The sequence below is a fragment of the Hyalangium versicolor genome (assembly GCF_020103695.1).
Taxonomy (GTDB): Bacteria; Myxococcota; Myxococcia; order Myxococcales; family Myxococcaceae; genus Hyalangium; species Hyalangium versicolor.
In genome coordinates this window covers 254,558-281,086 of record NZ_JAHXBF010000014.1, presented here as the reverse complement: position 1 = coordinate 281,086, position 26,529 = coordinate 254,558, and the positions used below count along the sequence as shown (strand labels likewise).

Here is a 26,529-nt window from a genome sequence, read left to right as displayed (position 1 = left end):
GGGATGGGTGTTGGGGAACATGGGGAAGCAATGGGACGCAAACCCGCCACATATGCGGATCTCGAAGCGCTTCCCGCAGGTGTGGTGGGGGAGATCATCGCCGGGGAGCTATACGCCAGCCCTCGACCGGCAGTCCCTCACGCATTTGCCTCCTCGCGGTTGGGAGTCATGCTGGGAGGTCCATTCGATCTAGGGGAGGGAGGTCCCGGCGGCTGGCTCCTTCTCGATGAGCCCGAGCTGCACCTGGGCCAGGACGTGTTGGTGCCGGACCTGGCCGGATGGCGGCGTGAGCGGCTCCCTGTGCTGCCGAAAGGAGCCGCGTTCAATCTGGCTCCCGACTGGGCCTGCGAAGTGCTCTCTCCCTCTACGTCACGCCTGGACCGGAAGGTCAAAGTGCCTGTCTATGCCCGAGAAGGGGTGGGTCACCTGTGGTTGGTGGATCCCGAGGCGCGCACGTTGGAAGTGCTGCGACTCGGGGAGGGCCGCTACGTGCAGCTCGGCGTGCATGAGGGCGCAGTTCGCGTGCGCGCAGCGCCCTTCGAGGCACTCGAGCTGGACCTGGCTCGGCTTTGGGCCTGAGCCCAGGTCCCTTCGTTACGCCTCTTCGCGCTCCTCGCGCTTGCGGTCGCGCTCGGCGCGGTAGCGCTCGCCCACCGCGAGTGCCTTCTTGCGCAGGCGCACCGACTTCGGCGTCACCTCCACCAGCTCGTCGTCGGCGATCCACTCCAGCGCCTTCTCCAGCCCCATCTCTCGCGGCGGAGTCAGGATGACGTTCTCGTCACGGCCCGCGGCGCGGATGTTCGTGAGCTTCTTCTCGCGGCAGCAGTTCACGTTCAGCTCGGAGGGGTGGGCGTGCTCGCCGATGATCATCCCCTCGTACACCGTCACGCCCGCGCCAATGAAGAGCGCCCCGCGCTCCTGGATGCTGAACAGAGCGTAGGGCACCGTCTCGCCCAACCGGTCGGACACCATCGCGCCGTTGCTGCGCTTCGGGATGTAGCCGAACCACGGCTCGTACCCGTCGAACTGGCTGCTCATGATGCCCTCACCACGCGTGATCGTGAGGAACTCCGAGCGGAAGCCAATGAGCCCACGCGCCGGGATGCGGAACTGGAGCCGCGTGCGGCCCGAGCCCAGCTGCGTCATGTCCACCATGCGCCCCTTGCGAGGCCCCAGCCGCTCCGTCACCGAGCCCACGCTGTTCTCGGGCACGTCGCACACCAAGAGCTCCATCGGCTCGTGGACCTGGCCCTCGACCTCCTTGGTGATCGGCTCCGGGTTCGACGCCGTCAGCTCGTAGCCCTCGCGGCGCATCGTCTCGATGATGACCGCCAACTGGAGCTCACCACGGCCCACCACCCTGAAGGCATCCGGCGTCGCCGTGTCCTCCACGCGGATGGCCACGTTGCGGTAGGACTCGCGGTACAGACGTTCACGCAGCTGGCGAGAGGTGACGTACTTGCCCTCCTTGCCCGCCAAAGGCCCGTCATTCACCCGGAAGATCATCATCATCGTGGGCTCTTCCACGGTGATGCGCGGCAGGGCCACCGGCTTCTCGATGTCCGAGATCGTGTCTCCGATGGAGATGTCCTCGATGCCCGCGATGGAGACGATCTCCCCAGGGCCCGCGTCGGCGATCTCGGTGCGCTTCAGGCCCGAGAAGCCGTACAGCTTCACGATCTTGCCCTTCTCGATCTTGCCGCCCTCACGCACCACGGACACCGGCATGTTCGGGGTCAGCCGGCCCGACAGGATGCGGCCCACCGCGAGGCGGCCCACGTAGTCGTCGTAGTCCAGGTTGGCCACCAGCAGCTGCGGAACGGTCTCCGTGCTCTGGGGCGGGGGAGAGATGTGCTCGAGGATCGCCGAGAACAGGGGCTCCAGCGTCTTGCCCGGCACGTCCAGCTGCGTGGACGCCTGACCCTGGCGGGCGATCGTGTAGAGCACCGGCATCTCGAGCTGCGTGTCATCCGCGCCCAGATCGATGTACAGCGAGTACACCTGATCCAGCACTTCCTTGGCCCGAGCGTCCTGGCGGTCGATCTTGTTGATGACCAGCACCGTCTTCAGGCCCATGCCCAGCGCCTTGCTGAGCACAAAGCGCGTCTGGGGCAGGGGGCCCTCGGCGGCGTCCACCAGCAGGATGACGCCATCCACCAGACGCAGGCCGCGCTCCACCTCGCCGCCGAAGTCCGCGTGGCCCGGCGTGTCGATGATGTTGATCTGGTGGCCCTTGTAGGTAACGGCCGTGTTCTTCGCGAGGATGGTGATGCCCTTCTCGCGCTCGAGGTCGTTGGAGTCCATCACTCGCTCAACGACGGCCTCGTTGGTGCGGAAGATGCCCGCCTGGCGGAGCATGTGATCGACGAGAGTGGTCTTGCCATGGTCAACGTGAGCGACGATGGCGACGTTTCGGATGTTTTCGCGAGCAATCATACGGACGAAGAATCAATGCTGAAGGGCAGGGCCTTCCGTGGAACAGAAACGCCCCGAATCCCACCGGAACGCACGAGGCGGGGGCTTATATGCCGCAGCCCCCCCGTCCGCAATGAACGCCGGTACTTTGAGCCCCAGGGGGCCCTCTCTCAGAGTCCAGGGGGGCGGGGAAGCAGGCTTCCCCCGCTGGGGTATCCCCCGACCTCCCGCCGGGTGCTACCGAGACGTGACATCCCTCTCGGGGGGCAGGCGAGCCCCCGAGGGCAGCTGGATGCCCAGCCGGTCGCGCAGGAAGCGCTCGACTCGCAGCTCCACCAGCTCTTTGTACTCCAGGGGCGTGGTGTGGGTACCCAAGGGTACGAGCATCAGCTCGGCGTCGGGGATGCGCTCGGCCATCTTCCGGGACAGCCAGGCTGGGGTGAACTTGTCCCGCTCGCCGGCGACGATGAGCGTAGGTACGTCCACGTGGGGCAGGTGGTCCCAGGCGGTGTGGTTGGCCATGGAGTCCAGCGTCCGGACGAAGACCACGGGATCCATGTTGGCCAGGTGCTCGAAGTAGGGGGCGAAGTCGGCGCGAGAGAGCAGATCGCGGTTCACCTCCACGGTGAGGGCCACCTGCATGGCCAGCTCCGTCCTCAGCAGCGAGTGGATGAGCCGGCTGGCCCGCTGCGGGTAGCGCTCCACGAGGTGGCGGATGAGGGGGAAGACGCGCTTGAGGTAGGTGGAGTCGTGGAAGGTGTCCAGCGGGTTGCCGTAGCTGCCGCAGATGAGCACCAGGCCCCGGACGCGGTGGGCGTAGCGGCGGTGGAACTCCAGGGCCACCTGCACGCCCATGGAGTGGCCGAAGATGATGCCCTGCTTCACCTCGGCCGCGTCCATGAGGCGGTCCAGGTCCTCGCAGGTGTAGAGCATGCCGAAGCGGGTGCGATCCTGCGGCAGCCCGGAGCGGCCATGGCCGCGGTAGTGCCAGCGCAGCACGCGGTGCTGCCGGGCCAGGTAGGGCGTGAGGTATTTCCAGGCGAAGCCATCGCACCCGAGCCCATCGCAGAGCACCATCCCCGGTTCGCCCTCGCCGAGCACCTGGAAGTAGAGCTCGGCCCCATCGGGCACGCGCAGAAAGTCCTGACGGAAGTAGTGGCTCATGGGCTCAGTCTTCGGCCTCGTCGCTCGAGTCCGACCCCCGGTCCAGGCCGTACTTGGAGATTTTCAGGATGAGGTTGGAGCGGCTGATGCCGAGTTCCCGGGCCAGTCGGCTCTTGTTGTACTGGGTGCGCACCAGGCCGCGTTGAATCATTTCGCGCTCCAGCGCCTCCACCGCCTCGTTCAGCTTGCCGGTGGTGCGCACCGAGGACATCAGCGAGGTGCCCCCGGGCATCACTGCGTCCCGGATGCGGCTGGAGATCAGATCCGGCGGGATGAGGTCCAGATCCCCGCCGAGCACCAGCAGCCGTTCGATCTCGTTCTCCAACTCGCGGATGTTCCCGGGCCACGGGTAGGCGTGGAGGATGGCCAGCGCCTCCTGGGAGAGCCCTCGGGTGCGCTGGTTCTCGCGGTGGTGTTTGCGCAGGAAGTGGTCGATGAGGATGGCCAGGTCCTCGCGTCTGTCCCTCAGGGCCGGCAGGTGCAGGCGGATGACGTTGATGCGGTAGTAGAGGTCCTCGCGGAACTCGCCCTTCTTCACCAGCTCGCTCAGATCCTTATGGGTGGCGGCGATGACGCGCACGTCGACTTCCTTGGAGTGGTTGCCGCCCACGGGGATGAAGGTGCCCTCCTGCAGCACGCGCAGCAGCTTCACCTGGAGCGCGGCGGACATGTCTCCCACCTCGTCCAGGAAGAAGGTGCCGCCGTCGGCCACCTCGAAGAGGCCCTTCTTGTCTCGCAGCGCGCCGGTGAACGAGCCCCGGGTGTGCCCGAAGAGCGCGCTCTCCAGCAGGTTGTCGTTGAAGGCCGAGCAGTTCTGCACCACGAAGGGCTTCTCCTTGCGAGGCCCGTTGTGGTGGATGGCGCGCGCCACCAGCTCCTTGCCGGTGCCGGACTCGCCGTTGATGAGCACGGTGGAGTCCGAGTTGGCCACCTTCTCCATCAGCTTGAACACTTCCATCATCGCCGTGGAGCGCCCGATGATCTTCTCGAAGCGGTAGCGGTCCGACAGCTCGTTGGACAGCGAGTGGATGGTCTCGTCCTTGCGAGACAGCTCCGCCTCGTAGCTGGCGATCTCGTTCACCGCGAACTCGAGCAGGTCCGACAGCTTGCCCAGCTCGGAGGCATCCATCACGGGGACGCGCGCCACGGCGCGATCCAGATCCGTGTCCACCGTGGTCAGCTCGCGGATCTGTGACTTGAGCACCTCCGCCTCGCGCTCGCCGGGTGGCTGCCGGGCAAAGCCCTCGATGAAGAGCATCCCCTCGTACTCATTATCGATATAGAGGGGGGCTCCGATGATGGTGAAGTTGAGGTGACAGTCGTGGGTGAGGGCCCGGCGCAGGCGCTTGCTGCTCTTGAATTTCTCGTGAAGGACGCGAACCGACTGGCTGCAGCGGCGGCCGCCCTCCTTGGAGAGGAGCGACAGGCGGCAGAAGTCGTTGGGCGGCGGGATGATATCCCCGCGCTGCCACTCCTGGACCACCCCATGCTTGTCCGCGAAGACCAGCTCCGCTTGCCACCACTTGCGGATGACCTCCTTGAGCATGATGATGGTGTGCAGGTTCTGGTACTTCTCGAATTCCATCCCGCTCCTCGTCCCCTTGTCCGGGGCCAGGACATCTCGGGGCCGCTGAGTGTCCGAATTTCAGCCGATGCTCATATACTGAGAGCGGCGTGCTGTCCGCAGGGTTCTCTCCCGTGACTACATCGGCGCATAACCGAGGCGGTTCGAGGCAGGCCCACAGTGGCGGACACGGGCATGATCATGCCGGGCATGACCATGACCACGATCATGACCATGGGCACGGTCATGGGCACGGTCACCCGCCTCGCAGGCCGTCCAACCTGGCGGACGAGCGGCGCAAGGATCGGAACCGGCTGCTGTTCGCGCTGGTGCTGACGGCGACGATCGCGCTGGCCGAGGCGGTGGGCGGCTTCCTGACGAACTCGCTGGCGTTGATGTCCGACGCGGGCCACATGCTCACGGATGTGTCGGCGCTGGCGCTGAGCCTGCTGGCGCTGTGGTTCGCGGGCAAGCCGGCCACCGTGAAGAAGACGTACGGGTACTACCGGATGGAGATCCTCAGCGCGCTGTTCAATGGCGTGCTGCTGTTGGGGATCACGGTGGTGATCGTCATCGAGGCCTGGGAGCGTTTCCGCACGCCGACGCCCGTGAACCTGGGCACCATGGCGGTGGTGGCGCTGGTGGGCCTGGTGGCGAACCTGGGCGCGCTGGGCTTCCTGCACCGGACGCACTCGCTGAACGTGCGTGGAGCGTTCCTGCACGTGCTCGGGGACACCCTGTCCAGCGTGGGCGTGCTCGCGGGCGCGGGGATCATGGCCCTGACGGGCTGGTTCGTCGTGGATCCAATCATCTCCGTGCTCATCTCGGTGGTGATCGTGGTGGGCGCCATCCGGCTCGTGAAGGACGCGGTGGACGTGCTGCTGGAGGCCGTGCCCGCCCACGTGGATCTCGAGGCGGTGCGCGGGCTGCTGCTGAACGTCAACGGCGTGAGCGCCGTGCACGATCTCCACGTGTGGACGATCTCCAGCGGGTTGTACGCACTCTCGGTGCACCTGGTGGTGGTGAACGCGCTGGCGTGCAACAACGATGAGATCCTCTCGGCGGTGAAGCACGAGCTGTTCGATCGGTTCGGGATCGATCACACCACGATCCAGATCGAGAGCGAGGCCTACGCCCACGTGGGTGAGGTGCACTGAGGCCCGCGGCGGGGCTCCCTCCAGGCGGACCTGACCGGTAGGGAGACGACGCTCCGTGCGCAGTTGTCTTGCAGAGGCCAGAGAGTCGGACCATCCTCGTCGGCCGATGAGTGTGCTGGACAAGGTGCTGGCGCTACGGCCAGCGAACGCGGTGGCACGGCTGGGGCAGGGCTCCCGGTTGCCGCTGCTCAGCCCGAGCGAGCTGCTCCGGGCCCTGGAGGGCGCTCCGGTGGCGCTGCCCTGCATCCCCGTGCGGGCCAAGGCGTCCGTACCGGGGTTGTTGGCGGCGGCGCGGGCCGAGGACTCGGTGCTGGGGTTGGCGTGCTCGCACCCGCTGGCGGATCGAGGCGCCACCGAGCGCTTCCTGGCCACCGTGAAGGCCGCCGCCGCGGAGTCGGAGCATGCGCGCCCGCTCTTCCTGCAGGCCGGGCCGGTGCGCGTGGCCAAACCCAAGCCGGAGGGCGTGGCCGTGCAGCAGGAGGCCATCTTCCGGCTGGTGGATGACGGGTTCTCCCTGGTGTCGCTGGATGTATCCCGGCTGGACGCGGCTTCGGCGGTGGAGGTGGTCCGCTCGTTGTCCGCGCCCCTGCGAGAGCGCGAGCTGCCCCTGGAAGTCACCCTGCCGGCCTCCGCCCAGGAGTGGGATACCGTGACGGACAAGGCCCGTCCGTTGCTCGAGGGGTTGAGCAAGGGCGGCGTGCCGGTTCGATTCCTGCGGGTGCCGTCGTCGGCGTTTGGCGAAGAGGACCTCGACGTGGGGATGCTGCACCTGCTGGTGGAGCTGGCCACGGAGTACGGCGTGAGCGTGACGGTGGCGGAGGTGGGGGAGCGATCGCTGCGATCGCTGCCGACCTTTGTCGCCGCCGGGGTACGCAAGGTGGACTGCGCGGGCCCCTTCGAGCGTATCGCTCTGGCCGCATGGCCGGCGGAGGCTCGGGGCGTCGTGGAGCAGAAGGCGGAGGCCACGGGTGTTCCGCCCGGCGAATTGCTGGGGCTCATCGAGGAGCAATTGCCTCCGTTGGAGTCCGCCGCGCGCGACAAGCTGGAGGCGCTGACCTTCACGGAGGCCACCGAGGTGCTGTCCCTGCTGGGCGTGTCCCGGACGGGATGGCGCTCCATGGTGTGGCTGGCCGAGAACCGGGGCGATTGAGCCGATGCGCATCGTCGCAGGCAGTGCGAAGGGCCGCGCGATCCAAGGGCCCAAGACGACGTCCCGGCACATCCGCCCCACGGCGGACCGCGTGCGCGAGACGCTCTTCAACGTGCTCGGCCAGTGGCTGGAGGGACAGACCGTGCTGGACCTCTACGCGGGCACGGGCGCACTGGCGTTGGAAGCGCTTTCACGCGGAGCGGGGCGCGCGGTGCTGGTGGACTCGGACCGCGAGGCGCTCGGGCTGTGCCGGCAGAACACGGAGGCGCTGGGGTTCACGTCCCAGGTAGAGGTCCTCGGTCAGCCGGTGGCGCGAGCGGTGGAGGCGCTGGGCAAACGGGGCGAGCGCTTCGAGCTCATCTTCGCGGATCCACCGTATGCGGCGCGGGTGGTGGAGGAAGTGCTGGAGCAGGTGGGGAGGGCGGGGCTGCTGGCGCCCGGAGGGCTACTTGTCATCGAGCACGATAAACGCGAGCCAGCTCCGGAGTCTCATGAAGGCTTCGCCCGGGACGATCAGCGCCGGTTCGGAGACACGCTGGTGAGCTTCTACCGCATTCCTTGACCGTCCCTTGCGGGCATCCGAGACTCCTCCGCCATGCCGGTGGCCATCTATCCAGGTTCCTTCGATCCACTCACCAACGGGCACGTCAGCCTCATCCAGCGCGGCCTCCAGATGTTCGATCGGCTGATCGTGGCCATCGCTGTGAACCCGAAGAAAGTGCCACTCTTCTCGCTGGAGGAGCGGCGCGCTCTCATCCGGGACGCCTGCCCGGACGAGCGCGTGGAGGTGGACTACTTCGAGGGCCTGCTGGTGGAGTACGCCAAGAGCCGCAAGGTGAACGTGCTGATCCGCGGGCTGCGTGCCGTCTCCGACTTCGAATACGAGTTCCAGCTCGCCAACATGAACCGCAAGCTGGCACCCGGTATCGAGACCGTCTTCATGATGACGGGTGAGGATTATTTCTACATTTCGTCACAGCTCGTTCGGGAAGTGGCCTCGTTCGGCGGGGATGTGACGGGGATGGTGCCGGAGAACGTGCACGCGAAGCTGAAGGAGAAGTTCGCGCGGAAGCCCTGAAATACGCGGTAGTGCTTGTCCGGCCGGGGCAACTCGCGGTAGCAACCGGACATGCAATTGGCTCAGCGCATCAAACTGATCAAGCCGTCCCCCACGCTGGCGCTGAATGCGCGAGCGAAGGCGCTGGCGGCTCAAGGTGTGGACGTGGCGGGCTTCGTGGCCGGCGAGCCGGACTTCGATACCCCCGAGTTCATCAAGCAGGCCGCCATCGACAGCTTGAAGGCGGGCTTCACCAAGTACACGCCGACGGCGGGTATCCCCGAGCTGCGCGAGGCCATCTGCGCCAAGCTCCAGAAGGACAACCAGCTCACCTACGCTCCGGATCAGGTGCTGGTGTCCACGGGTGCCAAGCACTCGCTCTACAACATCTTCCAGGCGCTGCTGAACGAGGGTGACGAGGTCATCATCTTCACGCCGTACTGGGTGAGCTACCCGGACATGGTGATGCTGGCCGGTGGCAAGCCCGTCTTCGTCCAGACGCGCGAGGAGGACGGTTTCGCGCCGGACCCCGAGGCCATCCGCAAGGCGCTCACGCCGCGCACGCGGGCCATCGTGATCAACAGCCCCAGCAACCCCAGCGGCGCGGTGCTGTCGCGGGCGGCGCTGGAGGGCATCGCCTCGGCGATCCGCGGGCACGACTGCCTGATCGTCAGCGACGACATCTACGAGAAGCTGCTCTATGAGGGCCAGTTCGCGAACATCGCCAACGTGGCGCCGGACCTGTTCCCGCGGCTGGTGGTGGTGAACGGCCTGAGCAAGGCGTACTCGATGACGGGCTGGCGCTCGGGGTACGCGGCGGGGCCGAAGCCGCTCATCGCGGGCATGCAGATGATCCAGGACCAGTCGACGTCCAACCCCACCTCCGTGGTGCAGAAGGCGGCGCTGGCGGCACTCAAGGGCCCCACGGACTTCATCTCCACCATGGTGGAGGAGTTTCGGGCTCGGCGGGAGCTGATCGTCTCGGGGCTCAACTCGCTGAACGGGGTCCGCTGTCGCAAGCCGGAGGGCGCGTTCTACGTGTTCCCGGACATGCGCGGCCTGCTGGAGCGCTCGTACAAGGGGGCGCCGGTGGGCACCTCGAGCCGGCTGTCCGAGATCCTCCTGGACGACTTCCGGGTGGCGGTGATGCCGGGCGCGCCATTCGGGGCCGAGGGCTTCCTGCGGCTGAGCTTCGCCACCTCGCGCCAGGTCATCGAGAAGGGCCTGTCGCGGATGAAGGACTTCGTTGCCACGCTGAGCTGAGGCGCCGGTGCTTGCGAACGGGTCTACCTGTCGGACCCGTTCGCCAACAGCCGGGCGCGCTCAGGCGCTTCGCAGCGTGATGACCGCCAGTTCGGCCGGAGCACCCAATCGAGCCGGAGGCCCCGTGGTTCCAGCGCCCCGGTTCACGTAGAGCCACGAGCGCCCCTGCCGGTACAGCCCCGCGGTCCACCGGCTGACGAACCGGGCCAGCGAGAGGCGACGGACGCCCGGGACCGCGAGTTGCCCCCCGTGAGTGTGGCCCGACAACGTCAGCTCGACGTCACGGGCCTGCGCCTCTGGGAACAGGTTCGGGTCGTGCGCGAGCAGCACGGTGGGGACGCCCTCGGGGCGATTCGCCAGGGCCCGGCCCACGTCATGGCGCGAGGTCCAGGTGTCGTCCACGCCGGCCACGTACAGCCGAGCGCTCTCCCGTTGCAGCACCACTCCGCGATTGCGCAGGACCGTGAGGCCGCGTCGCTCCAGGGCCTGGACGAGGTGCTCGCCATCGGTGAAGTAGTCGTGGTTGCCCATGCATGCGAACGCACCATCCTTCGCGCGCAGCTCGCCCAGGGCCCGAGCGACGGCCTCGACGTGCGAGGAGCCATGGGTGATCAGATCACCCGTGACGGTGACCAGGTCGAGATCGAGCGCGTTGAGGCGCTTGACCCAGGCCGCCACCCGATCCTCCGGGGTATTCGGCCCGCAGTGCACGTCCGAGATCTGGCCGATGCGGTACCCATCTAGCTCCGGCGCGAGCCCGGGGACTCGCACCACGCGCTTCCGGATCCTTGGCCGGCCGAGCACGGCGTCCACGCCCAGGGCCACCGAGATGGCTCCGGCCAGTCCCCAGGCCACCCCCATGGGCACGCCTGCCCGGACGGCCAGTGCGCTGGGAATCATGAGCAGGTCGAACACCAGGCAGGCCGCCCACCAGCCCAGCGCCAGGTAGGTCGAGAGCGAAGGGGAGGTGGAGTGCCAGGGGCTCTGCAACTGGCGCAGGTACGGTGACGAAACCAACACCGCTCCCAGCGCAGGTACGGGCGTCCGAGTGAACCAGCAGAGCCAGAGCACCACGGGGAGCTGGACGATGGCGGTCAGCAGGGTCGCCAGCAACTGGAAGCGGCCTCGGAGCCGGGTTCGTCTCGCCATGACGAGAGGTCTCTAATCTGCTCGGGCTTTGCCTGCTCGCATTCCCCGAGCCCGCAGTGAACTCCACGGCGGGCTGGTAGGTCAGCGGAGCACTTCAGTCCGTGTAGGCGAAGGCCTTCGGAGGAGCGGCCGTCGAGGCGCGGAAGAGCAGCACCGCCGCATGCCCGGAGAGGTTGCCCACCGCCGCATAGATGTCCGGCTCTCTCAGGTTGCCAATCCCGAGCCGCGCCGGAGGCTTGCCGTACTTCTTCTCCATCTCCGCGAGGGAGAGGACCTCGATGTCGTAGAGCGTGATGAGGTCCGTGCGCTTCGTGCGCAGTTGCTTCACCCACGCCGCCACCAGCTCCTCGGGGGTGTTGTACCGCTTGTCCTCGAGTTGGAACGGGTAGAGCAGCTCGCTCGTGACCTTCCGGACATCTCCGTTCAGCAAGTTCTCGAAGATGTAACGGGCCGCGGTCTTCACATTGTCGCGCCGGGAGGCCTCGTCATCCGTCAGAGGCGCCGCCGCTGGAGGGGCTGTCGGCGGGGCAGCCGGTGGCTTCGCCGCAGGAGTCGGGGGAGCCGCAGGGGCGGGAGGCGGCGCCTTCGGAGTGGGAGCCGGTGCGCTCGGAGCTGGCTCGCTGGGAGCCGGTGTGCTCGGAGCTGGTGCGCTCGGAGCTGGCGCGCTCGGAGTCGGCTTGGCCTCGGCTGGAGGGGCGGGTGCTTCCTTGGGTGCTTCCTTGGGGGCCTCCGGTGTGGGTGTGGCGGCGGCCTCGGGAGCCTGGGCGAGGGCGGAAGAAGCGACGATGACGAGCAAGGCCAGGAACCAGCGACGCATGGGACCTCCAGGGAGCGCCCGCGTTCTACCAGAGCCTCGCCCGGATGGCCCGGTTCAGCCTGAAGCAGGCGGCGAAGCCGGTTCACTCACCGCGTGCATGTGCGGACAGACGTTGCTATGGGGTCCCCCCCGATGCCCAAGCGTACTGATATCCGGAAAGTGCTCGTGATCGGCTCCGGCCCGATCGTCATCGGTCAAGCGGTGGAGTTCGACTACTCGGGGACGCAGGCCATCAAGGCGCTCCGAGACGAAGGCGTGGAGGTGGTGCTGCTCAACAGCAACCCCGCCACCGTGATGACGGACCCCGAGTTCGCTCACCGCACCTACATCGAGCCCATCACCGTCGAGGCCGCCGAGAAGATCCTCGCCGCCGAGCGCCCCGATTCGCTGCTGCCCACCATGGGTGGCCAGACGGCCCTCAATCTCGCCAAGGCCCTTGCCGAGCAGGGCATCCTCGAGAAGTACGGCGTGCGGCTGATCGGCGCCTCGCTCGAGGCCATCAACAAGGCCGAGGACCGGCAACTCTTCAAGGCCGCCATGCAGAAGATCGGCGTAGCGCTCCCGAAGAGCGGCTACGCCCGGACGCTGGATGAGGCGCTGGCGCTCATCTCGGACATCGGCTTCCCGTCCATCATTCGGCCCTCGTTCACCCTGGGCGGCACTGGCGGCGGCATCGCCTACAACCGGGACGAGTTCGAGAGCATCTGCCGCGCCGGCCTCAAGGCCAGCCCCACCTCCACCATCCTCGTCGAGGAGAGCGTGCTCGGCTGGAAGGAGTACGAGCTGGAGGTGGTTCGGGACTCAGCGGACAACGTCATCATCGTCTGCTCCATCGAGAACCTGGATCCCATGGGTGTGCACACGGGTGACTCGATCACCGTGGCGCCCGCGCAGACGCTCACGGATCGCGAGTACCAGCGCCTGCGCGAGGCCTCGCTGCGCATCATCCGTGAGATCGGCGTGGACACCGGCGGCTCCAACATCCAGTTCGGCGTCAACCCGAAGGACGGACGCATCGTCGTCATCGAGATGAACCCGCGCGTGTCCCGCTCCAGCGCGTTGGCCTCCAAGGCCACCGGGTACCCCATCGCGAAGATCGCCGCGAAGCTGGCGCTCGGCTACACGCTCGACGAGCTGCGCAATGACATCACCCGCGACACGCCCGCTTCCTTCGAGCCCACCATCGACTACGTGGTGGTGAAGATCCCACGCTTCAACTTCGAGAAGTTCCCCCGCGCAGACCGCACGCTCACCACGAGCATGCGCTCGGTGGGCGAGGTGATGGCCATTGGCCGCACCTTCTCCGAGGCCTACTTGAAGGCGCTGCGCTCCATGGAGGCCGGGCGCCTGGCGCTGGAGCCGGTCGAGCTGCCCAAGGAGAAGGAGGAGCGGGAGAAGGTGCTCAGCGAGGCCCTGCGCGTGCCGCGCCCCGAGCGCCCCTGGTACGTGGCCCAGGCCTTCCGCGAGGGCTTCTCGGTAGAGAAGGTGCACGAGCTGTCCGCCATCGATCCGTGGTTCCTGCGGAAGATCGAGGAGCTGGTGCACATGGCCCAGTCGCTGGCGGAGTTCGGCCGGCTGGACCAGCTGCCGGACGATGTGCTGCGCCAGGCCAAGGCGCACGGTTTCTCGGACAAGTACCTGAGCCAGCTGCTGGGCTACCCCGAGGCGGAGGTCCGCGCGCACCGCCATGCCCGCGGCATCCGGCCTGTGTACAAGCGGGTGGACACCTGCGCCGCCGAGTTCGAGGCGTACACTCCGTACCTGTACTCCACCTATGAGGAGGAGGACGAGGCTCCGCCCACGGATCGCAAGAAGGTGCTCATCCTGGGCAGCGGCCCCATCCGGATCGGTCAGGGCATCGAGTTCGACTACTGCTGCGTGCACGCCGCGTTCGCGCTGCGCGAGGCGGGGTACGAGACGGTGATGGTCAACTGCAACCCGGAGACGGTCTCCACCGACTACGACACATCGGACCGCCTCTACTTCGAGCCGCTCACCATCGAGGATGTGCTCGAGGTGGCGGAGCGTGAGAAGCCCATCGGCGCCATCGTGCAGTTCGGCGGGCAGACGCCGCTGAAGCTGAGCGTGCCGCTGGAGAAGGCGGGGCTGGCCGTGCTGGGCACCTCGCCGGATGCCATCGACCGCGCCGAGGATCGCGAGCGCTTCGCCAAGCTGATCGAGAAGCTGGGGCTGACGCAGCCGGAGAACGGCGTGGCCCGCAGCCACGAGGAGGCCTTCCGGATCGCCGAGCGCATCGGCTACCCCGTCATGGTGCGGCCCAGCTACGTGCTCGGCGGCCGGGCCATGGAGACGGTGTACGACGCGGCCAGCCTGGAGCGCTACATGCGCGAGGCAGTGAGCGCGTCGCCCGAGCACCCCGTGCTCATCGATCGCTTCCTGAAGGATGCCATCGAGGTGGATCTGGATCTGGTGGCGGACCGCACGGGCGCGGCGCTGGTGGGCGGTGTTCTGGAGCACATCCAGGAGGCCGGTGTGCACTCGGGAGACGCGGCCGCCACGCTGCCTCCGCACTCGCTGTCACCGGATCTCGTGGAGCGCATGAAGGATCAGGCGATCGCCCTGGCTCGCGAGCTGAAGGTGATCGGGCTGATGAACGTGCAGTTCGCCATCCAGGGGAAGATCATCTACATCCTGGAGGTGAACCCGCGCGCCAGCCGCACGGTGCCGTTCATCTCGAAGGCCACCGGAGTGTCCATGGCCAAGCTGGCGGCGCTCTGCATGGTGGGCAAGACGCTGGAGGAACTCGGTCACACGCAGGAGGTCGAGTTCAAGCACGTCGCCGTGAAGGAGTCCGTGTTCCCATTCGCCCGCTTCGCTGGGGTGGACGTGATCCTCGGGCCGGAGATGAAGTCCACCGGCGAGGTGATGGGCCTGGCGGACGACTACGCTTCTGCCTTCGCCAAGAGCCAGTTGGCCGCCGGCGTGAAGTTGCCGCGCTCGGGCCGGGTGTTCATCTCCGTGAAGGACGACGACAAGCCCGCCGTGGTCGATCTGGCCCGGCGCCTGCGCAACATGGGCTTCGAGCTGATCGCCACCGCTGGCACGCACTCGTACCTGGCCACCAAGGGCATCCAGGCCCAGCAGGTGATGAAGGTGAAGGAGGGCCGCCCCAACATCGTCGACAAGATCGTGGACGGGGAGATCGTGCTGATGATCAACACGACGTTCGGGAAGCAGGAGATCGCCGACAGCTTCTCGATCCGCCGTGAGGCCCTCATGCACGGCATCCCGTACTACACGACGGTGCAGCAGGCCCGCATGGCGGTGGGCGCCCTGGAGGCGCTGCGGCGCACGGAGCTGGGCGTGAAGCCGCTGCAGGACTACCTCAAGCTCAACCACCGCCTCGCGTAGCCGCGGCGCACTTGCACGGATCCGGAGCGCGCCTGCCTCAGGGGGCGCGCTCCTCGCCGAACATCAGCCGGCGCAGGATGGGCACGGGCGGGTAGCCGTAGGAGACGACCTGATCGTGGAAGCGCTGGAGCGTGAAGTCCGCGCCCCACTTCGCACGGGCCTCCTCGCGCAGCTCCATCAGCATCTTCTTGCCCAGCACGTAGACGAGGTAGGTGGGATCCGAGGTGCCACGGCGCGCCTCTCTCTCGGCATTGACGTGCGTCATGTACGCCTCCTCCTCGAAGTAGCGCACGGCCTGCTCATAGGTCATCCCGCGCGTGTGGAGTGAGAGGCCCACCATGTACCGGGCCAGCCGCTGCAGGTAGAGCGCGAGCTGATTGAGCCGCAGCTTGTCCGCGCTGGCTCCGGTGCCACCGAAGCCCTCGTCGAGCATCATCTGCTCGGTGTAGAGGCCCCAGCCCTCCGTGAAGGAGTTCGATCCCAGCAACTGGCGCACCTTCGAATCCACCTTGTGGTTCGTCCAGAGGAACTGCACGTAGTGGCCTGGGTAGGCCTCATGGATGGAGACGAGCGGCAGGGCGTAGCGGTTGTAGAAGCTCATGTGCTGCTCGGTCTGCTCGGCGTTCCACGTGGGCTCCGGCGGAGTCACGTAGTAGTAGGCCTCGGTGGCGCGCGTCTCGAAGGGGCCGGGCATGCTCATGCTGGCGAACGAGAGCGATCGGCTGAAGGCGGGTGTCTCGGCCACCAGGGCGCGCACCTCGCTGGGGATGGTGATGATGTGCTTGTCCACGAGGTACTGGCGTATCTCCTCCAGCGTGGCGCGCGTGGTGGGGACCAGCTCGGCCGGGGTGGGGTGCTCCTTGCCGAGGTCGCGGTACACGTCCATGGGGGCCTTGCCGGGAGCGAGGCGGGCCGCCACCTCTCGGAACTGGGCCTGGGTGCGCTGGATCTCCGCCCGGCCCCACGTGAGCAGTGAGTCGATGCTCTCGGTGACGCCCTCCTCGTACTGGAGCTTCTGGCGGTAGAGGTCCTCGCCGATGGCGAAGTCCCCTTTCGAGCGCGGCAGGTGCTCCTCGCGCAGGAAGCGGATGAAGTCGTCGATGGCCGCCAGGCAGCGGGCCTGCTCCTGGCGGAAGGCTTCCTGGAGGGCGGCATCCTGCACCGGGGCGAAGGCCTTGGGCAGCGTGTCCGCGTAGAGGCCGCGGGTGCCCTGGGCCTGCATGATGGCGATCTCGGTCCACAGCTTCGGCGTGTCCTTCAGCGTGGCCTTGGCCGTGGCGAACACGGCGGGGATCTGCTTCATGCGGCTCACGGCCGAGCGCATGCGCTCGTCGAGCGGGGCGAAGTCCCGATTGATGAGCTGGAAGACAGCGATCGAGGCGGTGCTGAGCCAGCTGTTGGGGTTGCGCTCCCAGGCCCGGATGGTGTCGATCTCCAGGATGCGAGCGCGCAGGTGGTTCTCGAGGATGTCGTAGTCAGCCTGGTCGAGCGGGGGCAGGGCGGTGCGATCCACCTGCTGCGGCAGGGCCTTGAGTTCGGCCTGGAGCTGAGCGACATAGGCGGCGCGCTCCTCGGGGGTGAAGCCCCGAAGCTCCCCGTCATAGGAGTGGATGCCGGCCTGGGTGGCCTGGGTGGAGTTGCGCCGGAAGGTGTCCTGGAAGTGGGCACCCACGAACGAGCGCAGCGCTACCTGGGCGGGGGACAGGCTCCCGGCCTTCTCCGAACGGGCGGAGACGGAGGCGGTGGCCTCGGTCTGAGAGGGTGGGTGCGAAGCGGTGCAGGCGGAAGACAGCAGTAGGAACGCGAAGAGGGAGACCGGTGCACGCAGCGTGTACATGGAGCCTCGGTGTAGAGAGTGCCGAGGGAGCCTCGCCGATACATGCCTGCCCGACAAGGCACTGGCACTCTGGACGATGATGCGCATGTCTCAGTCGTGGAGGATGCCATGAAGAAGTGGATCATCCTGGGAGCTGTCGTCGTCGTGCTCTCCGGCGTGCTCATAGGGCTGGACATCCAGGCCCGCCGCGTCGCTGCGCGGATGAATGGCGTCATCCGGAAGACGCCCTACACCCCGACGAAGCGCGGGGCCTCGCTCCATTCGGGACTGCTCATCACGGATCTCCACGCGGACCCGCTGCTGTGGAACCGGGATCTGAACAAGCGATCGACGCAAGGGCACGTCGATGTGCCTCGCCTCATCGAGGGCAACGTCGCCCTTCAGGTCTTTGGCGTCGTCACCAAGACGCCAAAGAACATGAACACCGAGCGCAACGACGACACCACGGATGACGTCCGGTTGCTCTCGATGGCTCAGCGCTGGCCGCCGCCGACGTGGTTCAGCCTGGAGGCCCGCGCGCTGTACGAGGCGAAGAAGCTCGCAAGGACGGCGGAGGACTCGGACGGGAAGCTCGTGTTCATCCGAACGCGGGCGGAGCTGGACCAGTTCCTGGCCGAGCGGGAGAAGGACAAGGGCCGGGTGGGCGCGTTCCTGGCGCTGGAGGGGATGCATGCGCTGGAGGGGCGTGTCGAGGCGGTGGATGAGCTCTACGCCGCCGGGTTCCGGATGTTGGGGTTCGCCCACTTCTTCGACAACGAGATCAGCGGGTCGGCCCATGGCGTCAAGAAGGGAGGCCTGACGGAGCTCGGGCGTGCCGTCTTGAAGCGGATGGAGGAGAAGGGGATGACGCTCGATCTGGCGCATGCATCCCGGCAGACGATCTCGGAGGTGCTTGCCATCGCCACCCATCCCGTCGTGGTCTCTCACACAGGGGTGAAGGGCACGTGCGACAACAACCGGAACTTGAGCGATGAGCAGCTCCGCGCGGTGGCGCGGAACGGGGGCGTCGTCGGGATCGGGTTCTGGAGCACCGCGACGTGTGGAAAGGACGCGAGGGCCATTGCCCGAGCGGTCCGGCACGCGGTGTCTGTGGCAGGGATCGATCACGTGGGGTTGGGCTCGGACTACGACGGAGCCGTGGAGGCTCCGTTCGATGTGTCGGGTCTGGTCGAGCTGACGGACGCGCTGATCGCGGAGGGACTCGGCGAAGGAGATATCCGGAAGATCGCGGGAGAGAACGCCGTGAGGGTCCTGCGCTCTAATCTTCCGGCTCAGTGAGCCAGGGACATCAGTTCTCCACGGTGTACGTCTTGCGCAGCGGCTGTCCGTCGCGCTCGATCTCGAGTTCGATGCGGGAGGCGCCCTTCAGGTGGCTGTAGGCTTCGAGGGCTCGGGCCGGATCGTCCATCGTGAAGCCGTTGATGCGCTGGAGGATATCCCCGTTCTTCATGCCGAGCCGGGCGTAGAGGGAGTCCGGCTTCATGGCGAAGAGCTTGAAGCCCTGGGCTGTCCCACCGCGGAAGGAGGGGACGATCCGAGCCTGCATGGCGAGCTGGTTCATGTTGGCGAGCGCGTTCTCCACGTCCTGGCGTTGGATCGAGTAGGACTCTGGCCCTGTCTGCCGGATGGTGGAGCCGAACCCCGATGAGGCTCCAGCCAGTGCGGACGGAGACGGGGGAGGGGGAGTCGATCCAGGAGTGGCGGGGACGGAGAGGATGTCCAGGATCTCCACTCGGCCTCCATTCGAGAGCAGTACGCGCGTGCGCTCGATGCTCAGGACTTCGGCTCCTTGCAGCATGCTGCCCGCCCACACGGTGCGGGTGCGGCGCTGGGCATCATCGTAGATGGAAGCCAGCGACAGGCCCGACGAGGTCGACGTCATCGTCCCGAGCAGCTTGAGCGCCAGCTGTGACGGTTGCGCTTCGACGGGGGGCTCGGCGATGGCCTGGGAGGGCTCCTTCAGCGACAGGCCCATCTGCCGGGCCATCAGCTCCGCGGAGAGCGGAGGGGTCGTGCCAGCTGTGGCTGCGGGGGGCTTGGGGCCAGACAGGATGGGAGCCGTGGGCAGCGGGAGGAGGGAGGTGCTCACCACGGTGTTGATCGTCTGCGCCACGAGCGTGCATGCGCACGCGAGCATGGCGAGGGTGAACGCGTGGAATGAACTGCGGACGAGAGCGGACATGAGCGGCCTCCGGGGTGTGGGCGTGGACGAGGACCACCCAGAGCAAGGCCAGTACCAACCGCGATTCCCAGCGGTCCTCCGAGCGGCACAGTTGGAGTCAGGCCGGGTTTCGTCTCCTCCCGCGTGACAAAGTGTCTGAAGCGGCTCTGAGTGCCGTGACGACTCGCCCGCCGTCCAGCTTCGTGGATTGGAGTCCGCGGAATGAGACGGTGAAAGAACGCAATCAGAGACAGCCCCGCACGGTGTCGCTCGGAGAGCACGAATTGCGACGTATGGCCCACACCTTGCTCATGGGATGCGACGGGGGCGATTGACGCGCGAGCCTGTCCACCGCACGCTTACGAGCATGGGACGGCACGCAGATGAGCGTGGAGGCACCTTCCCCCAGGCCCCCACGCAGGAAGAGTGGGAGGCGATGGGGTCCGAGGAGCAGGCCCAGGTGGTGGAGTCACTGCCTGGAGAGGTGACGTGGGACGAGATGGCGATGCCGGAGGGCGACAAGCACTCCGGAGCCAAGGCGAGGGCGAAGGATCTGCTGGCGGGCTACTTCCGCCACCAGCGGCGCAAGGTGTACCTGGGCTCGGAGGTCGCTGTTTACTACCCGGCCGAGCGGAGGTTCGCGCCGGACCTGCTGGCGGTGCTGGATGTGGAACCGCACGAGCGGGGCAAGTGGGTGGTGAGCCATGAGGGCAAGGGGTTGGATTGGGTGCTGGAGGTGCACGTGGGCGGCGACCGGAAGAAGGACGCCGAGTACAACGTGGAGCGCTACGCGCGCGTGGGCATCCCCGAGTACTTCATCTACGACCGCTCCCGGGAGAAGCTGGAGGCCTACCATCTGGCCTCTCTGGGAGCGCGGAAGTACACACGCATGGAGCCGCGGCAGGGCCGGTTTCATTCCGAGGTGCTGGGACTGGAGTTCGAGGTGGTGAATGCGCGGCTGCAGGTCTGGGCCGGCAACGCGCTGCTGCTGGAGTCCGAGGAACTGCTGGCTCGGGCGTTGGAGAAGTTGGAGGAGACGGCCCGGCAACGCGAGACAGAAGTAAGGCGGCGGGAGGAGGCCGAGAGTCGGCTTGCCGTGGAGGAGCGGCGGCGCGAGGAGGAGGAGCGGAGGCGCAGGGAGATTGAGCGCCGCCTGACGGAACTCCAAGCCGAGATGGAGCGCCTTCAGCACCGCGGAGGGTGAAGACGCTCCATCCTGGGAGGCTCAGCCGAACGACGCGTCCTTGCCGCGGGTCGGCAGTGCGGACGAAGAACCCGAGAGCCAGGCATCGGCGGAGCGTGCTGCCTCGCGACCGTCCGAGATGGCCCAGACGATGAGGCTGGCGCCCCGGTTCGCATCCCCCGCGCAGAACACCCCATCCGCCGAGGTCGCGAAGCGCGCATCCACCTGCACGGCACCTCGAGGCGTGAGCCGGACTCCAAGCTCCTCCTGGAGCCCAGACGTGTCCGGCCCCGTGAAGCCCATGGCGAGGATCAGCAGATCCACTTCATGCGTTTCCTCGGAGCCGGGCACCTCCACCAGCCGGGTGCCTCCATTGGGCTGTCGCAGGAGCTCCACCTTCACCGAGTGAAGCTTCTGGAGCCGTCCATCACTCCCGGACAGGCTCTTCGTCATCAGCCCGAACGAGCGCTCGCCGCCTTCCTCCTGGCTGGAGGAGGTGCGGAACACCATCGGCCAGCGCGGCCAGGGATTGTCCGCGGCTCGAATCGTCGGCGGAGCCGGGAGCAGCTCCACCTGCGTCACGCTCTTGGCGCCCTGCCGCAGCGCCGTGCCCAGGCAGTCCGAGCCCGTGTCGCCACCGCCGAGGATGAGCACTCGCTTACCCTCGGCATTCCACCGGGGCTCCAGCGTCGCCAGCCCGGAGACCACCCGGTTCTGGTGCTCCAGATACTCCATCGCTGGCACCACGCCCGCCAGCTCGCGTCCCGGCACCTCCAGCTCGCGAGCCTTGCGCGCCCCGATTGCCAGCACGAGCGCGTCATACTGTTCGCGCAGGGCGCGATAGCCGGGCTCCTTGCCCACGTCCACGCCCGTGCGGAACACCACGCCCTCGGCCTCCATGATGGCCAGGCGCCGATCCAGCACGCCCTTCTCCATCTTGAAGTCCGGGATGCCGTAGCGCAGCAGTCCGCCGAGCCGATCGTCCCGCTCGTACACGGTGACGGAGTGCCCGGCGCGGTTGAGCTGGACCGCCGCCGCCAACCCCGCGGGCCCCGAGCCCACCACCGCCACGCGCTTGCTGGTGCGCCGCGCGGGAGGCTGCGGCTGGACCCAACCCTCCGCGAAGGCCCGCTCGGAGATCTCCTTCTCCATCTGCTCGATGGTGATCGGACTCTGATCGATGGAGAGCACGCAGGCGGCCTCGCAAGGCGCCGGGCACAACCGTCCCGTGAACTCCGGGAAGTTGTTGGTGCTGCTCAGCGCGAGGAACGCCGCCTTCCAGCGGCCCCGGTAGACCGCTTCATTGAAGTCCGGGATGGGGTTCCCCAGCGGACAGCCTTGTTGGCAGAAGGGGACACCACAGTCCATACAGCGCCCGGCCTGCCGCTTCGCTTCGTCGGGAGCCAGGGGGAGGACGAACTCGCGCGCATCGCGGACGCGCTCGACCTTCTCCCGCTTGGGGGCGGGCACCCGGGACCACTCCATGAAACCCGTAGGCTTGCCCATGACTCAGCCCTCCCCCCCGGCAACCTGCCGCAGTTGAGGCGCCTGCGTCGGCGTTCTCCGAGCCGCACGGCGGGCCTGGAGCACGCGCTTGTAATCCGTCGGCATCACCTTCACGAACTGCGGCACCATCAGCTCCCAGTTGTCGAGCACCCGTCGCGCCAGCGTGCTCCCCGTGTGCTGGAAGTGGCGCTCGATCATCCCGTGCACGAGCCAGATCTCAGACTCGTCCACCAGGGACTCCAGCTCCACCATCTCCAGGTTGCAGCGCTTGCGGAACGAGCGCTCGCGGTCGAGCACGAAGGCCATGCCGCCGCTCATTCCCGCCGCGAAGTTGCGCCCCGTGGGCCCGAGCACCACCACCACGCCACCCGTCATGTACTCGCAGCCGTGGTCGCCCACGCCCTCGACGATGGCCTGGGCGCCGCTGTTGCGCACCGCGAAGCGCTCGCCCGCCATGCCGCGCAGGTACACCTCGCCGGCCGTGGCTCCGTAGAGAACGGTGTTGCCCACCAGCACGTTCTCCTCGGGGACGAAGCGGCTGCCCGAGGGCGGGTACACGATGACGCGCCCGCCGGAGAGCCCCTTGCCGAGGTAGTCGTTGGCATCGCCCTCCAGCTCCAGCGTCACCCCGCTGGCCAGGAACGCGCCGAAGCTCTGGCCGGCCGAGCCCTGCAGCCGGATGCGGATCTGTCCATCCGGCAGTCCGCGCGAGCCATGGGCCTTGGCGATCTCTCCGGAGAGCATCGCCCCGACGGCGCGGTGGGTGTTGCTCACGGCGCGCACCAGCATCGTCGGAGGACCGCCCTGGAGCGTGGCGCGAGCGTGCTTCAGCAGCTCGTGATCCAGGTGGTCCGACACATCCTTGCGTTGATGCGTTTGACAGCGCCGAGGCTCGGTCTCGGGCGCGCGAGGTCGCTCCAGCAGCGCGGACAGGCTCACCCGCTGAGCCTTCCAGTGCGTCGAGTCGATCCGCTGCCGCAGCAGATCCACCCGGCCCACCAGCTCCTCCAGGCGCCGCACGCCCAGGGCCGCCATCTGCCGGCGCAGCTCCTCGGCCACCAGGAAGAAGAAGTTCACCACGTACTCGGGTTTGCCCTGGAAGCGCTCGCGCAGCTTGGGATCCTGGGTGGCGATGCCCACCGAGCAGGTGTTGAGGTGGCACTTGCGCAGCATCACGCAGCCCACCGCCACGAGGCTCGCGGTGGCCATACCGAACTCCTCACCGCCCAGCAGCGCGGCGATGAGCACGTCCCGCGCGGTGCGCAGGCCACCGTCCACCTGCACGCGGATGCGGTCGCGCAGGCCGTTGTGCACCAGCACCTGCTGCGTCTCCGCCAGGCCCAGCTCCCACGGCAGGCCCGCGTGCTTGATGCTGGACAGCGGCGAGGCGCCCGTGCCGCCCTCGTAGCCCGAGATCACCACGCATCCCGCGCCGGCCTTCGCCACGCCCGCGGCGATGGTGCCCACGCCCACCTCGCTCACCAGCTTCACGCTCACCCGCGCCGTCGGGTTCACCGACTGCAGGTCATAGATGAGCTGCGCGAGGTCCTCGATGGAGTAGATGTCGTGGTGCGGAGGCGGCGAGATCAGCGTCACGCCCGGGTTGGACCAGCGCACCCGAGCGATCCGCTCATCCACCTTGTGGCCCGGAAGCTGACCGCCCTCGCCGGGCTTGGCGCCTTGAGCGATCTTGATCTGCAGCTCGACGGCGTTGACCAGGTACTCCGTGGTGACGCCGAAGCGCGCGCTGGCCACCTGCTTGATGGCGCTGCGTCGCGAGTCTCCATTGTCGTCCAGCACGTAGCGGTGGGCCTCCTCGCCGCCCTCGCCGCTGTTGGAGCGCCCGCCGATGCGGTTCATCGCGATGGCCAGCGTCTCGTGTGCCTCCGCGCTGATGGAGCCGAAGGACATGGCTCCCGTGACGAAGCGCCGGACGATCTCGGCGGCTGGCTCCACCTCCTCCAGCGGCACCGGGGTACGGCCCTCCTTCACCACCTCCAGCAAGCCGCGGAGGTTACACAACTCGCGCGTCTCGTCATCGGCGAGAAGTGAGTACTCGGCGAACGTGGCCGCATCGTTGTTGCGCACCGCGGCCTGGAGCTTCGCCAGGGTGGCGGGGTTCCACTTGTGCGTCTCGCCGCGGCGCCGCCATTGGTATTGGCCTCCCGAGGGGAGCAGACCTTCTTCGGCGCTCGCCACCGCGCCGAAGCCACGTTCATGCCTCTCTCCGACTTCGCGGCCCAGCTCGTGCAGACCCACGCCTTCGATTCGCGAGGCCGTGCCGGTGAAGTGCTTCTCGATCAGGCTGCGCTGGAGTCCCACGGCCTCGAAGAGCTGCGCGCCGCGGTAGGACTGCAGCGTGGAGATGCCCATCTTGGACATCACCTTGAGCAGGCCCTCCTCGACGGCATGGATGAAGTTGTCCTGGACCTTCTCGTGGTCCACCTGGATCTCACCCGAGTCGGCCATCGCGCGCAGCGTGTCCAGCGCCAGGTAGGGGTTCACCGCGGAGGCGCCGTAGCCGAAGAGGCACGCGAAATGGTGCACCTCGCGAGCCTCGCCCGTCTCCACGACAAGGCCGGCGTACATGCGGATGCCATCGCGCACCAGTCGCTGATGGACCGCGGAAACGGCGAGCAGGGTGGGAATGGGCGCATGGGCCGAGTCCACGCCGCGATCGCTCAGCACAAGGATGCTGGCACCCGAGTCCACCGCCGCCACGGCATCGTCGCACAGCCGATCCACCGCCTTCTCCAGGGCCTCCTCTCCCCACTCCAGGGGGTAGGCCAGGGAGAGCACGCGCGTCTCGAAGACGCCCTCGTCGCGGATGGCGGCCAGCTTGGCCAACTGCCCGTTGGTGAGGATGGGGCCTGGCAGCGACAGGCGGTGGCACTGATCCGGTGTCTCCTCGAAGGTGTTGCCCTCGGGGCCGAGCGCCGTGCCCAGCGTCATCACCAGCGCCTCGCGGATCGGATCGATCGGCGGGTTGGTCACCTGCGCGAAGAGCTGGTGGAAGTAGGAGAAGAGGCTCGGGGCCTGATCGCTGAGCACCGCGAGCGGCGTGTCCGTGCCCATGGAGCCCACGGGCTCCTTGCCCGTCTCGCCCATGGGTTGCAGGAGGAGCCGTGCGTCCTCGTCCGTATAGCCGAATGCACGTTGGAGCCTCCAGAGCTCCTCGCCTCCCAGACGTGCCGGAGCCGGCACGGTGGGCAGATCGTCGAAGGTGAAGACGTTGCTCTCCAGCCAGCGGCGGTACGGCCAGCGGCCCGTGATGTCCTCTTTGACTTCCTCGTCCTCGAGGATGCGGCCCACGGCGGTGTCCACCAGCAGCATGCGTCCGGGGGTGAGCCGCCCCTTGCGCCGCACCTGGGACGCATTCACGTCGATGACGCCCATCTCCGAGGCCAGGATGAGCCGATCATCCTCGGTGATGAGGTAGCGCGCCGGGCGCAGGCCGTTGCGGTCCAGCGTGGCGCCGATGAGCTGCCCGTCCGTGAAGGCGATCGCGGCGGGGCCGTCCCACGGCTCCATGAGGGACGAGGTGTACTCGTAGAAGGCACGCCGCTCGTCGTTCATGGTGGCGTGGCCCTCCCACGCCTCCGGGATCATCATCATCATGGCGTGCGGCAGCGTGCGCCCGCCCAGGTGGAGCAGCTCCACCATGTTGTCGAACTGGGCCGAGTCGCTCTTGCCGGGGACGATGAGCGGGTAGAGCGGCTCCAGACTGCCGCCGAACCGGGCCGACTGCAGCAGGCCACGGCGCGCCGTCATCCAGTTCCGGTTACCGCTCAGCGTGTTGATCTCGCCGTTGTGGGCGATGTAGCGGAACGGCTGCGCCAACTCCCACGTGGGGAAGGTGTTGGTGGAGAAGCGCGAGTGTACCAGCGCCAGAGCGCTCACGAACTCCGGGTGACGGAGATCCTCGTAGAAGTGCGGCAGCTGCCGGGGCAGGAGCAGCCCCTTGTAGATGATCGTCTCGGCCGAGAAGCTGGCCACGTGGAAGCGGCCCCAGATGTCGATGCCGCGCTCACGCACGCGGCTCTCGGCGAGCTTGCGGATGCGGTACAGCTTGCGCTCGAAGGCGCTGGGCACCACGCGGCGGCGAGCCACGAAGAGCTGGCGGATGACGGGAGCCACCTCGCGCGCCAGGGGACCGAGGTGCTCGGGCGCCACGGGCACGTCTCGCCAGCCAAGGAAGCGCTGGCCCTCCTCGGCCACCACTTCCTCCATGATCGCCTCGCACCGTGCGCGCGCGAAGGGATCCGAGGGCAGGAAGATCTGCGCCACGCCGTACTGCTTGCGCGGGGGCAGCTCGATGCGCAGCCGGCTGGCCTCGCGCTCGAAGAACCGGTGAGGGATCTGCAGGAGGATGCCTGCTCCATCGCCGGTCTCGGGATCCCGCCCCGCCGCTGCGCGATGGCTCAGCCGGTTGAGTAGCTCCAGCGCGTCATCGACGATGCCGCGGGACTTCTCACCCTTGATATGAACCACGAAGCCGACGCCGCAGGCATCGTGCTCCGTCTCGGGTTCATACAGCCCATACCGCCCCGGGACGTGCGACATCAGCTGACTCCCTCCTGCTCTGTGGTGAGGCTCAAGTTTGTTCACTGCGCGACGCCCCATGCTAATGCGTCGCGTCAACCTGGGAAAGCAACGAGTGGGAAAAGGCCACTCGGTCTGGCTGCTATGGAAACAGGGGAACGAGGTATGAAAGCAAGCGCTTTCAATGCTGAA

At 67.5% G+C, this 26,529-nt stretch carries 18 protein-coding genes; 9 read left to right on the top strand and 9 right to left on the bottom strand.

The window, feature by feature from the left end; all coding sequences use genetic code 11:
* Window positions 1-30: 30 nt before the first annotated feature.
* A complete protein-coding gene (locus KY501_RS28605) occupies window positions 31-579 on the top strand; it encodes a Uma2 family endonuclease (RefSeq protein WP_224366640.1) in 549 nt (182 codons plus the stop codon).
* Window positions 580-594: 15 nt separating this feature from the next.
* Here KY501_RS28605 and typA read toward each other — a convergent pair whose 3' ends face one another.
* The 3 genes from typA to KY501_RS28590 all read right to left on the bottom strand — a co-directional run bounded on the left by typA (window position 595) and on the right by KY501_RS28590 (window position 5,164).
* On the bottom strand, window positions 595-2,436 hold the full coding sequence (typA, locus tag KY501_RS28600; RefSeq protein WP_224366639.1) for a translational GTPase TypA: 1,842 nt from the start codon (window positions 2,434-2,436) through the stop codon (window positions 595-597).
* Between the two features lie 216 nt (window positions 2,437-2,652).
* Window positions 2,653-3,579 carry an alpha/beta fold hydrolase gene (locus KY501_RS28595; protein WP_224366638.1) on the bottom strand — a complete coding sequence of 309 codons (927 nt, stop codon included), beginning with the start codon at window positions 3,577-3,579 and terminating at the stop codon, window positions 2,653-2,655.
* Window positions 3,580-3,583: 4 nt separating this feature from the next.
* Window positions 3,584-5,164 carry a sigma 54-interacting transcriptional regulator gene (locus KY501_RS28590; RefSeq protein WP_224366637.1) on the bottom strand — a complete coding sequence of 527 codons (1,581 nt, stop codon included), beginning with the start codon at window positions 5,162-5,164 and terminating at the stop codon, window positions 3,584-3,586.
* A gap of 113 nt (window positions 5,165-5,277) precedes the next feature.
* On the opposite strand from KY501_RS28590, the gene KY501_RS28585 reads away from it, so the two are divergent.
* The 5 genes from KY501_RS28585 (at window position 5,278) to KY501_RS28565 (ending at window position 9,770) form a co-directional block, all read left to right on the top strand.
* Complete coding sequence (locus KY501_RS28585; RefSeq protein ID WP_224366636.1) at window positions 5,278-6,300, top strand: cation diffusion facilitator family transporter; 1,023 nt, start codon at window positions 5,278-5,280, stop codon at window positions 6,298-6,300.
* Between the two features lie 106 nt (window positions 6,301-6,406).
* A complete protein-coding gene (locus tag KY501_RS28580; RefSeq protein ID WP_224366635.1) occupies window positions 6,407-7,450 on the top strand; it encodes a hypothetical protein in 1,044 nt (347 codons plus the stop codon).
* 4 nt (window positions 7,451-7,454) lie between these two features.
* Entirely contained in the window at window positions 7,455-8,012 is a 558-nt protein-coding gene (rsmD, locus tag KY501_RS28575; RefSeq protein ID WP_224366634.1) for a 16S rRNA (guanine(966)-N(2))-methyltransferase RsmD, read from the top strand.
* 33 nt (window positions 8,013-8,045) lie between these two features.
* Complete coding sequence (coaD, locus tag KY501_RS28570) at window positions 8,046-8,528, top strand: pantetheine-phosphate adenylyltransferase (protein ID WP_224366633.1); 483 nt, start codon at window positions 8,046-8,048, stop codon at window positions 8,526-8,528.
* Window positions 8,529-8,579: 51 nt separating this feature from the next.
* Complete coding sequence (locus KY501_RS28565) at window positions 8,580-9,770, top strand: pyridoxal phosphate-dependent aminotransferase (protein WP_224366632.1); 1,191 nt, start codon at window positions 8,580-8,582, stop codon at window positions 9,768-9,770.
* 60 nt (window positions 9,771-9,830) lie between these two features.
* Here KY501_RS28565 and KY501_RS28560 read toward each other — a convergent pair whose 3' ends face one another.
* Both KY501_RS28560 and KY501_RS28555 read right to left on the bottom strand, forming a co-directional pair.
* The gene (locus KY501_RS28560; RefSeq protein ID WP_224366631.1) at window positions 9,831-10,919 is read right to left on the bottom strand and encodes a metallophosphoesterase; all 1,089 of its coding nucleotides are present in this window, start codon (window positions 10,917-10,919) and stop codon (window positions 9,831-9,833) included.
* A 94-nt stretch (window positions 10,920-11,013) separates the two neighbouring features.
* Window positions 11,014-11,736, bottom strand: coding sequence for a hypothetical protein (locus KY501_RS28555; protein ID WP_224366630.1), 723 nt, complete (start codon window positions 11,734-11,736; stop codon window positions 11,014-11,016).
* A gap of 132 nt (window positions 11,737-11,868) precedes the next feature.
* Between KY501_RS28555 and carB the strand changes: the two genes are divergently transcribed.
* The gene (gene carB, locus KY501_RS28550; RefSeq protein WP_224366629.1) at window positions 11,869-15,108 is read left to right on the top strand and encodes a carbamoyl-phosphate synthase large subunit; all 3,240 of its coding nucleotides are present in this window, start codon (window positions 11,869-11,871) and stop codon (window positions 15,106-15,108) included.
* A gap of 37 nt (window positions 15,109-15,145) precedes the next feature.
* On the opposite strand, the gene KY501_RS28545 is transcribed toward carB, so the two are convergent.
* The gene (locus KY501_RS28545; RefSeq protein WP_224366628.1) at window positions 15,146-16,945 is read right to left on the bottom strand and encodes a DUF885 domain-containing protein; all 1,800 of its coding nucleotides are present in this window, start codon (window positions 16,943-16,945) and stop codon (window positions 15,146-15,148) included.
* 108 nt (window positions 16,946-17,053) lie between these two features.
* On the opposite strand from KY501_RS28545, the gene KY501_RS28540 reads away from it, so the two are divergent.
* Window positions 17,054-18,223 carry a dipeptidase gene (locus KY501_RS28540; protein WP_224366627.1) on the top strand — a complete coding sequence of 390 codons (1,170 nt, stop codon included), beginning with the start codon at window positions 17,054-17,056 and terminating at the stop codon, window positions 18,221-18,223.
* 10 nt (window positions 18,224-18,233) lie between these two features.
* Here KY501_RS28540 and gspC read toward each other — a convergent pair whose 3' ends face one another.
* Complete coding sequence (gene gspC, locus KY501_RS28535; RefSeq protein ID WP_224366626.1) at window positions 18,234-19,127, bottom strand: type II secretion system protein GspC; 894 nt, start codon at window positions 19,125-19,127, stop codon at window positions 18,234-18,236.
* Between the two features lie 346 nt (window positions 19,128-19,473).
* Between gspC and KY501_RS28530 the strand changes: the two genes are divergently transcribed.
* A complete protein-coding gene (locus tag KY501_RS28530) occupies window positions 19,474-20,310 on the top strand; it encodes a Uma2 family endonuclease (protein ID WP_224366625.1) in 837 nt (278 codons plus the stop codon).
* 21 nt (window positions 20,311-20,331) lie between these two features.
* Here KY501_RS28530 and KY501_RS28525 read toward each other — a convergent pair whose 3' ends face one another.
* Window positions 20,332-21,795: a glutamate synthase subunit beta gene (locus KY501_RS28525; RefSeq protein ID WP_224366624.1), complete on the bottom strand. Its 1,464-nt coding sequence runs from the start codon at window positions 21,793-21,795 to the stop codon at window positions 20,332-20,334.
* Between the two features lie 3 nt (window positions 21,796-21,798).
* A complete protein-coding gene (gene gltB / locus KY501_RS28520) occupies window positions 21,799-26,358 on the bottom strand; it encodes a glutamate synthase large subunit (RefSeq protein ID WP_373691648.1) in 4,560 nt (1,519 codons plus the stop codon).
* Between the last annotated feature and the right edge of the window lie 171 nt (window positions 26,359-26,529).

Coding starts and splice junctions, on each gene's coding strand:
- KY501_RS28605 (WP_224366640.1), top strand. CDS start 31: ATGGGACGCAAACCCGCCACATATGCGGATCTCGAAGCGCTTCCCGCA.
- typA (WP_224366639.1), bottom strand. CDS start 2,436: ATGATTGCTCGCGAAAACATCCGAAACGTCGCCATCGTCGCTCACGTT.
- KY501_RS28595 (WP_224366638.1), bottom strand. CDS start 3,579: ATGAGCCACTACTTCCGTCAGGACTTTCTGCGCGTGCCCGATGGGGCC.
- KY501_RS28590 (WP_224366637.1), bottom strand. CDS start 5,164: ATGGAATTCGAGAAGTACCAGAACCTGCACACCATCATCATGCTCAAG.
- KY501_RS28580 (WP_224366635.1), top strand. CDS start 6,407: ATGAGTGTGCTGGACAAGGTGCTGGCGCTACGGCCAGCGAACGCGGTG.
- rsmD (WP_224366634.1), top strand. CDS start 7,455: ATGCGCATCGTCGCAGGCAGTGCGAAGGGCCGCGCGATCCAAGGGCCC.
- coaD (WP_224366633.1), top strand. CDS start 8,046: ATGCCGGTGGCCATCTATCCAGGTTCCTTCGATCCACTCACCAACGGG.
- KY501_RS28565 (WP_224366632.1), top strand. CDS start 8,580: ATGCAATTGGCTCAGCGCATCAAACTGATCAAGCCGTCCCCCACGCTG.
- KY501_RS28560 (WP_224366631.1), bottom strand. CDS start 10,919: ATGGCGAGACGAACCCGGCTCCGAGGCCGCTTCCAGTTGCTGGCGACC.
- KY501_RS28555 (WP_224366630.1), bottom strand. CDS start 11,736: ATGCGTCGCTGGTTCCTGGCCTTGCTCGTCATCGTCGCTTCTTCCGCC.
- carB (WP_224366629.1), top strand. CDS start 11,869: ATGCCCAAGCGTACTGATATCCGGAAAGTGCTCGTGATCGGCTCCGGC.
- KY501_RS28545 (WP_224366628.1), bottom strand. CDS start 16,945: ATGTACACGCTGCGTGCACCGGTCTCCCTCTTCGCGTTCCTACTGCTG.
- KY501_RS28540 (WP_224366627.1), top strand. CDS start 17,054: ATGAAGAAGTGGATCATCCTGGGAGCTGTCGTCGTCGTGCTCTCCGGC.
- gspC (WP_224366626.1), bottom strand. CDS start 19,127: ATGTCCGCTCTCGTCCGCAGTTCATTCCACGCGTTCACCCTCGCCATG.
- KY501_RS28530 (WP_224366625.1), top strand. CDS start 19,474: ATGGGACGGCACGCAGATGAGCGTGGAGGCACCTTCCCCCAGGCCCCC.
- KY501_RS28525 (WP_224366624.1), bottom strand. CDS start 21,795: ATGGGCAAGCCTACGGGTTTCATGGAGTGGTCCCGGGTGCCCGCCCCC.
- gltB (WP_373691648.1), bottom strand. CDS start 26,358: ATGTCGCACGTCCCGGGGCGGTATGGGCTGTATGAACCCGAGACGGAG.